The 13404-nt window shown below is 56.1% G+C and carries 12 protein-coding genes; 3 read left to right on the forward strand and 9 right to left on the reverse strand.

The window, feature by feature from the left end:
* Window positions 1-1076 precede the first annotated feature (1076 nt).
* The gene (gene chrA / locus ABIE64_RS15050; protein WP_354377847.1) at window positions 1077-2306 is read left to right on the forward strand and encodes a chromate efflux transporter; all 1230 of its coding nucleotides are present in this window, start codon (window positions 1077-1079) and stop codon (window positions 2304-2306) included.
* Window positions 2307-2331: 25 nt separating this feature from the next.
* Here chrA and ABIE64_RS15055 read toward each other — a convergent pair whose 3' ends face one another.
* The 6 genes from ABIE64_RS15055 to ABIE64_RS15080 all read right to left on the reverse strand — a co-directional run bounded on the left by ABIE64_RS15055 (window position 2332) and on the right by ABIE64_RS15080 (window position 8421).
* Window positions 2332-3783, reverse strand: a complete 1452-nt coding sequence (locus ABIE64_RS15055) for a serine hydrolase domain-containing protein (RefSeq protein WP_354377848.1) — start codon at window positions 3781-3783, stop codon at window positions 2332-2334.
* Window positions 3784-3886: 103 nt separating this feature from the next.
* Window positions 3887-5056 (reverse strand): MFS transporter, encoded by a 1170-nt coding sequence (locus ABIE64_RS15060; protein WP_354377849.1) that lies wholly within the window; start codon window positions 5054-5056, stop codon window positions 3887-3889.
* Between the two features lie 114 nt (window positions 5057-5170).
* Window positions 5171-5746, reverse strand: coding sequence for a helix-turn-helix transcriptional regulator (locus ABIE64_RS15065; RefSeq protein ID WP_063093265.1), 576 nt, complete (start codon window positions 5744-5746; stop codon window positions 5171-5173).
* A gap of 66 nt (window positions 5747-5812) precedes the next feature.
* Window positions 5813-6388 carry a 16S rRNA (guanine(966)-N(2))-methyltransferase RsmD gene (rsmD, locus tag ABIE64_RS15070; RefSeq protein WP_354377850.1) on the reverse strand — a complete coding sequence of 192 codons (576 nt, stop codon included), beginning with the start codon at window positions 6386-6388 and terminating at the stop codon, window positions 5813-5815.
* Window positions 6389-6394: 6 nt separating this feature from the next.
* On the reverse strand, window positions 6395-7702 hold the full coding sequence (locus ABIE64_RS15075) for a pseudouridine synthase (RefSeq protein ID WP_354377851.1): 1308 nt from the start codon (window positions 7700-7702) through the stop codon (window positions 6395-6397).
* Entirely contained in the window at window positions 7699-8421 is a 723-nt protein-coding gene (locus ABIE64_RS15080) for a gamma-glutamyl-gamma-aminobutyrate hydrolase family protein (RefSeq protein ID WP_063093267.1), read from the reverse strand. Before ABIE64_RS15080 ends, ABIE64_RS15075 begins: the two co-directional genes overlap by 4 nt.
* A 264-nt stretch (window positions 8422-8685) precedes the next feature.
* On the opposite strand from ABIE64_RS15080, the gene ABIE64_RS15085 reads away from it, so the two are divergent.
* Entirely contained in the window at window positions 8686-9138 is a 453-nt protein-coding gene (locus tag ABIE64_RS15085) for a nucleoside deaminase (protein ID WP_007091239.1), read from the forward strand.
* A 13-nt stretch (window positions 9139-9151) separates the two neighbouring features.
* On the opposite strand, the gene ABIE64_RS15090 is transcribed toward ABIE64_RS15085, so the two are convergent.
* Both ABIE64_RS15090 and ABIE64_RS15095 read right to left on the reverse strand, forming a co-directional pair.
* Entirely contained in the window at window positions 9152-9631 is a 480-nt protein-coding gene (locus ABIE64_RS15090; RefSeq protein WP_354377852.1) for a type II toxin-antitoxin system VapC family toxin, read from the reverse strand.
* 142 nt (window positions 9632-9773) lie between these two features.
* Complete coding sequence (locus ABIE64_RS15095) at window positions 9774-11375, reverse strand: OpgD/OpgG family glucan biosynthesis protein (protein WP_354377853.1); 1602 nt, start codon at window positions 11373-11375, stop codon at window positions 9774-9776.
* A gap of 186 nt (window positions 11376-11561) precedes the next feature.
* Here ABIE64_RS15095 and ABIE64_RS15100 point away from each other — a divergent pair, with 186 nt between their 5' ends.
* Window positions 11562-12923, forward strand: a complete 1362-nt coding sequence (locus ABIE64_RS15100; RefSeq protein WP_354377854.1) for an adenylate/guanylate cyclase domain-containing protein — start codon at window positions 11562-11564, stop codon at window positions 12921-12923.
* Window positions 12924-13040: 117 nt separating this feature from the next.
* On the opposite strand, the gene ABIE64_RS15105 is transcribed toward ABIE64_RS15100, so the two are convergent.
* A complete protein-coding gene (locus tag ABIE64_RS15105; protein ID WP_007091236.1) occupies window positions 13041-13388 on the reverse strand; it encodes an Atu4866 domain-containing protein in 348 nt (115 codons plus the stop codon).
* Between the last annotated feature and the right edge of the window lie 16 nt (window positions 13389-13404).

Genomic DNA, 13404 nt, shown 5'->3' on the forward strand with positions numbered 1-13404 from the left:
ACGGACCCCGCTGCCCTGAACAAGCACCCGCCGCCCTCGGTTGACGCCGCAAACGCACCTCACCCCAAGGGCCACACGTTGCCGCATGGCAGACACACAACTCCCGCCATCGATGACCGCCCTTTCGGCACCTCCGAACGCACCACCAGCCCGCTGACAACCGATCCTGCCAGTCGCTCCGGGCAAACCGATCCAATCCCACCAAGCCAAGCCCGTTGCCCCCGGCATTGCCAACCGCCACCAACCGCACCCCGGACGGACCCCGCTGCCCTGAACAAGCACCCGCCGCCCTCGGTTGACGCCGCAAACGCACCTCACCCCAAGGGCCACACGTTGCCGCATGGCAGACATACAACTCCCGCCATCGATGACCGCCCTTTCGGCATGTCCGAACGCACCATCGGCCCACTGACAACCGATCCTGCCTGCCGATCCCCACCAGCCGATCCCGTGCCGATCCAATCCGGGCGCAATTCGGGCCCGCTGATTCTCGGCATTGTCACGCTTCACCGACCGGACTGAACCAACTTGGCCCCGGCTCTTGCTGCCCCGAACAAATGCCCTTGCCCCAAGGGCACATTTCTCCCGTCATGATAAACACCCGTTTTTCGCAAATTTCCCGCGGCCTTACGGCCCGGACGCACCGCCGCCGTAATGACTTTTCCATGCGCCAGTGACGTCCCTTTGGCGGTGCCGCCCCCGCCATGTCATCGCGTCAGATCGCTGCTCTGTCATCGTCTCATTCCTGTTTTTGCCGCCCGAAACGCAAAAAACCCGCAAAAGCGAATCACGCTTTGCGGGTTTTGTCTCCGGACCCATTTGTCCTGTTGACTTTATCTTTATGCCACAACGAAAAGAACAAATCAAGAACTTTCTTCCCGAAAACCGGAAAAAGTTCCTTTTCAAAGCTCGCTGCGGAAAGAATGGTATATTTTCCAATATCTTAGCCGGGCGTTTTGTGATGGTTTGATGAAGTCGGCAAAATCGGCTGCTTTGGGCTTTGGCCCTGCGGTTGCGTCCATTATCCTTCGCGCTTGGTTCCATCGGGACCGCAGTGATCTGAGCACGGGGAAAGCATGACCGACCAAAACCTGGCCAAGCCCGATTTACGCCTTTGGCAGATTTTCCTGATTTTTCTGCGTCTGGGGTTAACCAGCTTTGGCGGGCCGGTCGCCCATATCGGCTATTTCCGCGAAGAATTCGTTCTGCGCCGCAGGTGGCTTTCAGATGCAACCTATGGCGATCTGGTGGCACTTTGCCAATTCGCGCCCGGTCCGGCCAGTTCGCAGGTCGGCATGGGGATCGGCATGTCGCTGGGGGGGCTTGCCGGTGCCTTTGCCGCATGGCTCGGTTTTACCATGCCATCGGCAATCGTTCTGGCCGCACTCGGGCTTGGCCTTTCGGCGGCTGATCTGGCGGCGACCGGGCCGGTGATCTGGGGGCTTAAGCTGGTTGCGGTTGGTGTGGTAGCACATGCGCTTGTCGGGATGGCACGCAGCTTATGCCCCGATGTCCCGCGCGCCATACTGGCGTTGATTGCGGCGGCGTTGATGATCGCGATCAACAGTGTTGGCATGCAGGCAATTGTGATTATCGGCGGGGCCTTTGCCGGTTTTGTGTTTCTGCGCGGTGATCATGGAAAGGTAGAGGGAAGCCTTGGTGCAGGCCTATCGCCGAAGGGGGCCATATGTGCCTTGGGCCTGTTTGTTCTGTTGCTGATCGGGTTGCCTTTATTGGCCAATATTGTCCCATCGCCCTGGCTTGCGGTGTTTGACGGGTTTTATCGCAGTGGCGCACTGGTTTTCGGCGGCGGGCATGTGGTGCTGCCGCTGTTGCAGGAAGCCGTGGTTGCCCCCGGATGGGTCGATCTGGATGTGTTTCTTGCCGGTTACGGTGCAACCCAAGCCGTGCCGGGGCCGATCTTTACGTTTGCGGCCTATCTGGGGGCTGTGTTGCAAAATGGTGCCGGGGGAATTTGGGGCGCTTCTGTGGCCCTGATCGCGATTTTCCTGCCCGCGTTTCTTCTGGTGATCGGGTTATTGCCGTTCTGGGATCGCGTGCGGCATATACCCAAAATGCGCGCCGGACTGGCCGGGATCAATGCGGCGGTTGTCGGTTTGCTGGCATCGGTTTTATATGACCCGATCTGGACCGGAACCATCCATGACGTAAAGGACGTGGTTATTGTGGCCCTTGCGTTCGTCGTTTTGCAATGGCGCGTAATGCCGGTCTGGGCGCTTGTTCTGGCAGGGGGTGCCGGCGGGGCAGTGATGGGTGTTCTGGGTTTGGCGGAGGCAATCACCTGATCCGAAATTTAGATCCATGGATCCCTTATTCCGCGACCTGACGGGCACTTTCGACTTCTACGGTCGTATCCCCGTTGCGGGCGACAATATCGGGAAACAGGGCCGCAATCGATCCGACAAAGCGACGCAGATCAAAGGCATCTCTGTCGCGCGTCAGTCCCAGACGCACGATCACCAGTTCCTTTGATGGAATGATGCTGATCGATTGTCCGTCATGACCAAGGGCAAAGAACGCGTCATCCGGAACAGGCGGCCCATCGTCAAGCAGATTTCCATCGCTGTCGCGTGCCCCCGGAAGTTCAAGCCACCAATGTGCGCCATAGATGCCGTTTGGGGCCGCTGGTGCCGGGGTGATGGAATAATCGACCCAACCTGCCGGCAGCAGGCGTTCATCGTTCCAGACGCCATCCTGCAGGAACAATTGGCCAATCTTGGCCCAATCGCGCGCGGTGGCATGCATGAAGCTCGATCCGATGAAATAACCGTCCTGATCTGTTTCAATCACGGCATTGCCAATGCCAAGCGGCCGGAACAGCAAATCAAACGGAATACGCTGATAGCTTTGGGACGAGCCACTGATATTGCGCATTGCAGCCGACAGAATGTTTGTCGCCCCGGAATTATAGGCAAAGACGGTGCCCGGACTATGTTCAAGCGGGCGGGCAACAGCAAATCCGGCGGCTGCCGGTTCGACAAACAGCATCTGAACCACGTCCGATAACGGGTTCCAATAGCTTTCATCAAATGCCAGCCCGCTGCTCATATGCAGCAATTGGTCATAGGTGATAACCGAACGCGGATCGTTAAGCTGTGATTGCCATTCATTGATCAGGACCGGGCCGTCAACGCCGGGGAGCATATGTTCCTGCTGCATGCGGCCAAGCAGGGCATTGAAGACGCTTTTGGTCATTGACCAGCCGGGCAGGGGGGTGCTGGCGGTGATGCCCGGCGCATAACGTTCGGCAATGACCTTGCCCCGGTGCAAAACAACAATAGCCCGGCTGCGCCGCGAGGCATTGGTGCCGGGTTCGTCCATGGCGTCTGCAAGAATGGTGCTAAAGGCGCGCCGGTCGATATTGCCAGGCACGGATGCCGTTCGAAGCGGCTGGGCCGGGATCGGGCGAAGTAACGGGCTTGTCGTGCGAAGCTGTTCTATGCGTGCCGGATCATCGGAAAGTGTGCAGCCCAGATTGGGCCGATAAACAGCAATCCGTTTGCGAAAACCGAATGCATGCGCGCTGACCGTCTGATGACGCAAATCGACATTGGCGGTAATCAGCGACAAAGCAGGATTGTTATCGGCCAGAACATCTTCTTCAAGTGCCCGGTTCGATGGCAGGCCATTCACAAAAATGGCCGAACACATGATTTTGGCCGTATAGCCCGCGCCGACCGGTGCCAGCCAGATAAAGAACGCGGAAATCACAAGAATGCCAAGCAATATCATGCCGATAAAGGTGGCTTTAATCCAGGTCATTCCGTTTCCCTTGTGCCGGGCGTTATTTGCCCTCTGCTTTTGTCTGGCAAAGAGGGTCGCCTGCTTTGCGGGATAGGTCAAGACAGCGCATTGTATAGTCGGACTAATCCGCGGTTACGATGCGGACCGGGCGGTATCGAAGCGAAATGACAAATCCCGCAAGGTAAAATCCGGCCAGCAGAAATGCCGCCCCCTGCCAGCTTGCCCAGTCGATCATCGCACCGGCGACCGGTGGAACAATCACAACGAAAATCTCGGCAAACTGGGCCAGCATCCCCTGAAGGGCGGGCATCGAAAGATCGCGACCGGCAATGCGCGGCAAAAGGGCAAAACATGTCCCGGCAACCGATCCCTGCCCGATATTGAACAGGATTAATGCCAAGACGCTGATCACGATGTTCTGACTGACAAACAGGGCGAAGATGGCGGCTGCCATCACCGGAAGGCCGATGGCAAGGATTCGGCGGCCCGGGACATCGCGGCCCAGAAACATCCCGGCACCGACGCTTCCGATAATGTTTCCGGCAATCGCGGTGGTGCCGATGATGGCGGCAGCCGCAGGAATGCTGATTGAAAGATTATCGGCCATCATGGCGGGCATGAACGCAAGGGCGGCGGACGTTGCCCCGGCAAAGGCCGCGAATGTCAGCGCAACCTGCATCGCCGGACGGGATTTCAGGACGCCGGAAATACCTGATGTCAGGGACCGGTTGAAATGCTGGTCACGCGGTTTGGTCAGCAACATCAGGGCAGGCAGAAGAACGGCAACCGGGACGGTGCAGGCAACAACCGCCATGCGCCAGTCAAGCCATGCGACAATCGCGGCACTGGTCCAGTTCCCCATGGCAATGCCGACCGGGATAAAGGTGCCCCAGATGCTCATGGCCATGGCGACGGTTTTCGGATTGCCCAGATTGGCCATCCAGCTTGGCGCGCCCACCACAATCAGAAGATATCCGATACTGGTGACAAGGCGCCCGACATAAAGCATTCCGGTGTTTGATGCTGTTGCAAAGATTGCGGCCCCGATGATCATCATGATGCCGCCCAGAAACAGCGAACGGCGCAATCCGGCCTGTGCGGCCCAGACGCCTGCGGGAATCGCAAACAGGGCCCCTGCCGCCGTGATCAGCGATGCGACAAGGCCGAACTGCGCCTGGCTCAGATCAAAACCGGCACGAAGATCGGGGGCAATCGGCCCCACCAGACCAACCTGCATCGAGGCAGTCAATCCAAGGCCATACAGAACAAAAATTGCAAAAATCGGTGGCATGAGGGGGCAATCCGTTACGTCAGCAAACTGTCTGGTCGGGGCAAACCAGAAGAACGGATTTCTTTTAGCTGAAACCCGTTGCAACGATCCACGTATGAAATATGCGCGAAACGGTTATGCAGGTGGGTGGTCAAAGCCGGTCGTCAGACGAACGGCGGTACCATCGGACAGGAAAAAACGTTCCCACAGGATGAATTTATCGACAATCGGCATCGGCGGGCCGTTGCGCCCGGATGTTGCGAAACTCAGGTGATCGGCCTGATCTTCGTGCCAGCCCATATGATGCAGGCGTTTTTCCGCCTGTGCGATTTCCGGCGTGGCAAAGCGCCAAAGGGATGTGCCAAGAAGATCACCAGAATCCCGTTGCCATTCCTTTTCGCGCGGTCCCGACGCGCACAGCAAACGATGGCTGCGATCCTCGATCAGATGAACACGTTGCCGCGAATGGATCACCAGCCGTTTGATCGCCTGATCCAATCGGAAATTGCGGTTGCGCGTCATCATCTGATGCAGAAGGTCGATCTGAAGCGGGGCGGGCGTTTGCAAACCCTTTTCCCATCGCGATACGGTTGCCTGTGTCACGCCGACAATATCGGCAAGGCGTGCCTGTTTGATCTCGCTTTCGCGGCGCCATTGGCGCAGGCGGCGACCAAATTCAGGATCGGGTGCTGTCGGGGGCAGTAACTTCATCGCTCAACATCGCCTGACATTTCGAAAGGCAGCCCACCATAACACAGCCGGGAAATCAATAAAGGTTCAGGACGCAGCGCCAAGGCGATAGATATCGATCTGGCAGCGGCCATATTTGCGGCTATCAAGGGTTTCAAGGCCGCCGACTTCCGGTGCCGGTTCGCGCGGATCGCGTTCGGCAATGATCAGCGTTTCATCATTGATCCAGCCGGCATTTGCCAGTCCCGTAATACTGGGGCCAAGCAAATCCTTCTGATAGGGCGGATCAAGAAACACCATGCTGGCCGGTTCGGGCGCGCGTGGCGGTTTGGTCGCGTCGGCACGTTGAACGCGGGTTTTATCACCCAGTTTCAGATCGGCGATATTCTGTTCGATGGCGGCCAGTGCACCGCGATCAAGGTCAAAGAAAACCGCCTTTTGCGCACCGCGTGAAATGGCTTCAAGGCCGAGCGCCCCGGAACCGGCATAGGCATCCAGAATAAGCCCTTCATAAAGCGGGTTCTGGTCGTCCTCGTACCAGCGCGATGCATGTGTCAGGATGTTAAACAGGGCTTCGCGAACGCGATCCAGTGTCGGGCGTGTATCGCGCCCGGTGGGGGCGGTCAAAAGCCGCCCGCGAAGACTTCCGCCAACAATCCGCATTCTGCCTTAACCCTTTTTGCCGCGCGGACGATTGCCCGCCGGTTTCGATCCGCTGCGTCCCGCCGGGCGGTTGCCGGGTTTGCCATCGGCAATGCTGCCGCGGTTGTTGCCACCGGTATTGCCAGACGGCTTGCCGCGACCCCCACCAAACGATTTGCCGCCATCGTTGTTACGTTCACCACCGGCTTTGCCACCGGGCGCATAACGCCCGCGGCCTTTGTTGGCCGGGCGGTTTGTATTGTCGCGATCATCAAAACGATTATCCCGGTCGTCCCGAGTACCGCGGTCATTACGATCTTCGCGGTTTTCCCGCGCCGGGCCGCTACGCGATACCTCTCCGCGTGCGACGGCCGGTTTGGCGCGATTACCCGGACGTGTCCGGTTTTCAAAGCTGTTCTCGGTCCGGGTGTCATCGGTGACGGTGTTCGGGTTATTGCCCTGCTGGCGGCGGCGGGGGGCGGCGGGTTTGCCAAATACGGTACGCGGTGCCTTGGGGCGGCCGGTGCCGCCCCGCGCGACCGATTTCTTTTCGGAAACCTTGCTGTAATCACCCTTGAAGAACGCGGCCAGCTGTTCTTTCATCACCTTGCCGGTGATTTCCTCGCAATCGCCAGGTGCCAGATTGCCCAACTGGAACGGCCCATAGGATACACGCATCAGGCGCGTCACCGGCCAGCCAAGATGTTCCATCACGCGGCGGATTTCACGGTTTTTGCCTTCGCGAAGGGTCACGGTCATCCAGGCATTACTGTCTTTCTGAACGTCAACTTCGGCCTGAATCGACCCGTAATTGATCCCCTCAACCGTAACACCGTCTTCAAGCTGTTTGAGTTTGGCCTCGTCAATCCGGCCATGCACGCGCACCCGATACCGGCGTGCCCAGCCGGTGGCGGGCAGTTCAAGATAACGGGCAAGCTCGCCATCATTGGTCAGCAGCAAAAGACCCTCGGAATTCAGATCAAGCCGCCCGACCGAAATCACGCGCGGCATATAGCTTGGCAGATGTTCGAAAACCGTATCGCGGCCCTGCTCGTCGCGGTGGCTGGTGACCAGCCCGCGTTTTTTAAACAGACGCCACAGACGCGGCTTTTCCTTTTGCGGCAACGGTTTGCCATTGACGTAAATTTCGTCTTCGTCGGTGACGGTCACGGCCGGGCTATCAAGCACCTTGCCGTTCAGCTTCACCAGACCTTCCTCGATCATGCGTTCGGCGTCGCGCCGCGAACATACGCCGGAACGGGCAATGCGTTTGGCAATGCGTTCGGGTTTGCTTTCTTCGGTATCTTCTGTCGGGTTCGGGGTCTGGTCGCTCATTTGCGGGCCTCGGAAATCAGGGCGTCGAAGATTTTCGCATCGCCCGAACTGATATGAAATTCAGGATGCCATTGCACCCCAAGACAATAACGATATCCCGGATGCTCAATCCCCTCGATCACGCCATCCGGGGCGACGGAATTGATGATCACATTCGGGCCAACCTTATCAACGGCCTGATGATGCGCGGAATTGACCGACAGGCTTTTGACATCGCCAACAATGCGCGAAAGCAGGGTATCGGCTTCGACGGTCACATCATGCCCCGGCTCGTTGCGCGGGTTGGGTTGTTCATGCGCCAGACAGTTTTCAACACTGTCTGGGATATGCTGGATCAATGACCCGCCAAGGATCACGTTCAACAATTGCTGCCCGCCGCAAATGCCCAGAACCGGCATATTGCGTTTCAGCGCACCTTCGGCCATCGCCCATTCAAACTTGGTGCGGCGGTCTTTGGTGATCACCGTGTCATGGCGTTCTTCGGCCCCAAATAGGCTGGGATCGACATCAAATGCGCCACCGGTAACCACAAGCCCGTCAATCAGATCCAGAAGATCGGGAACCAGTTCCACCTCGTGGGGCAGGGGCATGGGAATGCCCCCCGCCGCCGTGACCGCACCGGCATAGTTTTCACGCAGCGCATACCAAGGAAATTTGGAATAGCCACCGGGTTCCTCGGAATCAAGGGTAATGCCGATGATCGGTTTTCTGGCACTCATGATCTGTCAAATCCCGTTGGTGGTGGCAGTTGGTCGCTATGTTTGCTGGCGATGCCATGAATTTGGCCGGAAACTAACCCCGGTGCGTTAGAAGGGCAACGGCAATTCACGCATATGTGCAATCGGTCGCGATCTTATCACCGCTTGACCGATCCTTGCACAGATTGCAATCTCATATGCTTAACGCCCGATAAAAAACAAAACAAATCAAACCCGCAATGTGCCTGTTGGGGGCAATTGCTTTTCCGGGATGGAAAACAGATCATGAGCGCAGACAGCTTTATGGATATGGCGCTAGATGAGGCGCGCGCCGCCGCAAGGCGCGGCGAGGTGCCGGTTGGTGCTGTTCTGGTCGATGCCGACAGTGGCGAGGTCTTGGCACGTGCCGGCAACCTGACCGAGGAACTCAATGATCCGACAGCCCATGCCGAAATCCTTGTGATCCGTGCCGCTGCCGGGGCCAAGGGCGAGCCGCGCCTGCCCAATTGTGATCTGTATGTCACGCTGGAACCCTGCCCGATGTGTGCCGCCGCCATTTCATTTGCCCGCCTGCGGCGGGTTTATTTCGGGGCCTATGATCCCAAAAGCGGCGGCATCGATCACGGTCCGCGCGTGTTCGAAAGCACAAGCTGCCATCACCGCCCCGAAGTCTATGGCGGGATTGGCGAGGTCGAGGCGGGCAAGCTTTTGAAGGATTTCTTCGGATCTCTGAGGTGAGTGGTTTTATTTTTTACTCAATATTTTTAGGGTCAATGACCGTACAATGAAACTCTTCAGCTGCTATAGTTAGATTGTGATCATTTGTAATGAGCACGAAGTTTTCACTGATAGCAGTGGCAGCTATCAGGGCATCTCTACTTTGGTTTTCAGGTCTTTTCTTTTTACCTGAGGCCTTATCAAGGTTTTGTATCCTGGATAGCAACTTTTCATAGAGCCCGTTGGCATCGCCCCATTTTGCTTCATTCCAGTTTGAGACGCCCCAAACTGCCGCGTTTGTGGGAATGGATTCTGCATCAATAGTCTGGAACCGTGAAAGCAACTGTTCTCGTCTATCAACGCAAGAAGTTTGTTTGATTTCATCAAGTTGAATATGAGTTACGAATAATTTTTGATTTGTAAAATGGTCTAAATTCGCAAGATCATCCAAAATGTGATTGAAAACATTGGTGTCCAATAGGTACTTATTTATTTTTTCCATGTTTTTACTCAATTATAAAGATATTCTCCCTAATGTATCATTGTATATAGATATTTGAAATTTATATTGATCTAATATTTCGAGATTAAATTTTTGATCTAATCTCTCTCATGGATTTGATAAAAAAGCCCGCCATTATGACGGGCCTTTGTTTTTATTCGCGTGTCTGTCCGCGCAATCCCGGCAAATGTTGGAACATCCAGGTTTCGCTAAGCGGGGCATCACCACGTTTCAGATACATCCGCAAATCAACCGGCTCATTGCCCTCGACTTTAAGGTCAAACGCCGCACGCCAGATGCGGGTATCCATGATCGGTTCGATCTTGGTGCGGACAATTTCCCCGCGCGAGGTTGAAACAATGACTTCCGGGAACTCGCCATAGGCCAGGGTTCCAAGGATTTCCCCCTCGAATTCGACCGAGAATTTCAATTCGTCCTTCGGGCGGACCGTGCCGGGATTGCCGCCGCGGCCCATACGGGTGGCGGTCGCATGGGCAAGCTTGTCCATCGGGAACGGATTCTGTGCCTGCCAATACAGGCGATAACGGAACAGATAGCTGTTGCCTGCCTTGGCCGGGGCATTTGGTACCCAGAAGGCACCGATATTGTCATGAATTTCATCGTCGGTCGGGATTTCGACAAGCTGCACGGCCCCGTCTTCCCATGCGCCAAGCGGTTCGACCCACAGGCTGGGGCGGCGGTGATAACGCACACCGTCAAGATAATGGCTGACTTCGCGGTCACGCTGCATCAGGCCAAAACCACGCGGGTTTTTGTCACCGAATGCTGATGTGCGGATGATTTCCGGATTGTTCAACTGACGCCAGATGCGTTCGCCGTTCCCGGTCCAAAGCTCCAGCCCGTCGCTGTCATGGACTTCGGGACGCCAGTCAAAGCGGAACGATTTGTTCTGTTCGGAATACCAGAACATGCTGGTCAGCGGTGCGATGCCAAGGCGTTCGATATCCTTGCGCAGGAACAGGTGTTTTTCAACATCCATCGTCACACCTTCGCCGCGCGTCAGATAGAACCGGTAGGCACCCGTGATGCTGGGGCCATCCAGCAGGGCATAGACCGTGACCGGGGCATTGGCCGATTTCGCGGGCTCGATATAAAATTCGCGGAAATCGGGGAATTCTTCGGGCTGGGACGTTGCCGTATTGACGACAATACCGCGCGCAGACAGGCCATATTGACCTTCATCGCCAATCGCACGGAAATAGGATGCGCCAAGAAACGCTGCCCAGTCCTGTGTTTTCCAGTCATCACGTTCGACATTTTCATGCAGACGGAACCCGGCAAAACCGCTGTTTTCCGAAAGCTTGCGCGCGATGCTGTCTTCGGGCATGTCGAAATAGTCGGGCGTATAAACCACTTCGCGCGATTTGCCACCATCCACCAGATACATATGCACCGGTTTGGCAAAATACATGCCCAGATGGAAGAAGGTCAGCGGATAGGTGCCCGAACCATCGGCGTATGGCGAAAATTCGCGCTTGTAATGCAGCTTGCCGTGGATGTCGTAATCGATCTTGCCGACAATTTCGGGATCGGGGGCGACAGGCGGCTCGTAAGGCGATTTTGCCATGGCTTCGGCGCGTTTGATCAGGGCGTCAAAGCTGAAGCTTTGCGGTTCGCCAAGATCAAGTTTTTCGTTCGCGGCCGAGGCACCATTGACCATCGACATGCCCGGCAGGATCAGCCCGGCAGCGGCCATGGATTTCAGAAATCGTCTGCGTTCCACAGAAGTCGTCATCAATCAGGTCCCGTTAATTTAAGATGTCCGGAACTATACCGGACAGTGTGGACGTAATCGGGATAAAACATGGCGAATTCAAGATCGTAATATCTGCATTTTTCGCATGGCGGTATGCCAGATGTCTGCCTAAATAAACTTGCAATCATTGAAATGGCGAGGTCGCCATCGCAGAAAGGCATGTTCATGCAGCAAACCGTTATGGGAAAGCCCGGGCAGAGAGCCATTTTCCATCAGGCGGAACAGAACGGTCTGCGACTGGCGATCAAGGGGCGTCTGGTCGCGCTGATCCTGATGGGGGTCTGGCTTGTGGCGTCGCGGTCGGGTGACCCGTTACGTGCCATTGAATATCTGATTGCGCTTGGTGTCTTTGCCGGGTTTGGCATCATCCATTACCGGATTATCGGATCATCCTATGACCGGAACTGGATCAAGTATCTGTTCATTGCACTTGATATCGGGTTCCTGTCGTTTCTAATTGCGACCCAACCGGTATTTGACAATGTCGATCTGCCCCAGGCGGTGATTTTCCGCACGCCGATCTTCCCATTCTATTTTATCGTTGTTGGTGTTGCGGCGTTCAGTTTTTCGCCCGGCCTTGTTTTATGGGCCGGTATGTGTGGGGCGGCCGGGTGGCTTGGTGCGTTTCTTTATGCCATCCGCGATATGGATCAGACCTATGACTGGCAGGATATCGGCACATCTCCCGATACCCAGACTTTTGTGACCTATTTCTTCAGCCCCGATTTTATCGGTGCCTGGAGCCGCGCACAGGAAGCCCTCTCGCTGGTTGTTGTTGCCATTCTGATTGGTCTGGTCATGTGGCGTGCGCGCCATACGGTGCGCCGGCAGATCGAGGCAGAACAGGAACGTAGCGCCATTTCCGATATTTTCGGACAATATGTGCCGCCCGCCATTGCCGAAGTGCTGATTTCCAAACGCGGGACGCTGGCCCCGGTCGAGCGTGAGGCAACCATCCTGTTTGCCGATCTGGCCGATTTCACCAAGCTGACCGAAACCATCGGTCCGAAAGGAATTGTCGAGGTTCTCAATACCTATTTCGATGCGGTGTCACAGATCATTACCCGCCATCATGGTGTGATTACGCAGTTTCAGGGCGATGCGGTACTGGCGACCTTCAATGTTCCGGTCGAGGATGCCGACCATGCCAGATGTGCGGTGCGCGCCGCACGCGAGATTTCCGATCTTGTGCAAAGTCGGGATTTCGCCGGGATTCATGTTCGTACGCGTATCGGGATATGCACCGGCACGGTGATTGCTGGCAGTGTCGGCGGGGGTGGGCGTCAGAACTATACCGTGCATGGCGATACGGTAAATATGGCGGCCCGATTGGAAGTGATGAACAAGGAACTGGGAACCGACGTTCTGATTTCTGCAACGACGGCACAGTATCTGACCGCAGAAGATTTTCGCAAGATCGGGCAGATGGATGTTCGCGGACTTTCCGAACCGATTGATCTGTTTACCTTTGCCACGGCTGATGAACGGAATGTCGCGACTGGCAATGTGCCCGTGACAGCGAACTGATTATTGGCAAAGTTTTCGCGCATGAAAATGAAAAAAGGAACGGCATCCATTCGATACCGTTCCTTGCGGGTTCTGCGCCGGGTTAGCCGGTGCAGCGGGGGTTTTAAAGCCTGAATGCTATTGTATGGGCTGGCGATACATCACCATTCCTGCGTGATACAGAACACCGTCTTCGAAATATCCGTCGGCGGTAAAGCCGGTATCATCCCAGTAATCGATATGATTGCCGGAAATTTCATAACGTCCCTGATAGGCAGACGGGCGATTGCCGCGCGCCTCGTCATAACGTCCGTTGGCCAGCAATTCCTGACGGATATTGCCATCAGCCGTGACCCACATGCCAACATAGGGATGCGGGTCGTTCGATGTGGTTCCGGACATGACGGTTTCCTCCTGTGCGGTGGCAGTGCTGGAAAACAGCATCAGAAGACTGGCGATAGAAGACGCAAACATATGACGTGCCATGCGTGCCTCCTTGGGC

Origin of the sequence: Thalassospira sp. MBR-102 (assembly GCF_040549275.1) — a bacterium.
Taxonomy (GTDB): Bacteria; Pseudomonadota; Alphaproteobacteria; order Rhodospirillales; family Thalassospiraceae; genus Thalassospira; species Thalassospira xiamenensis.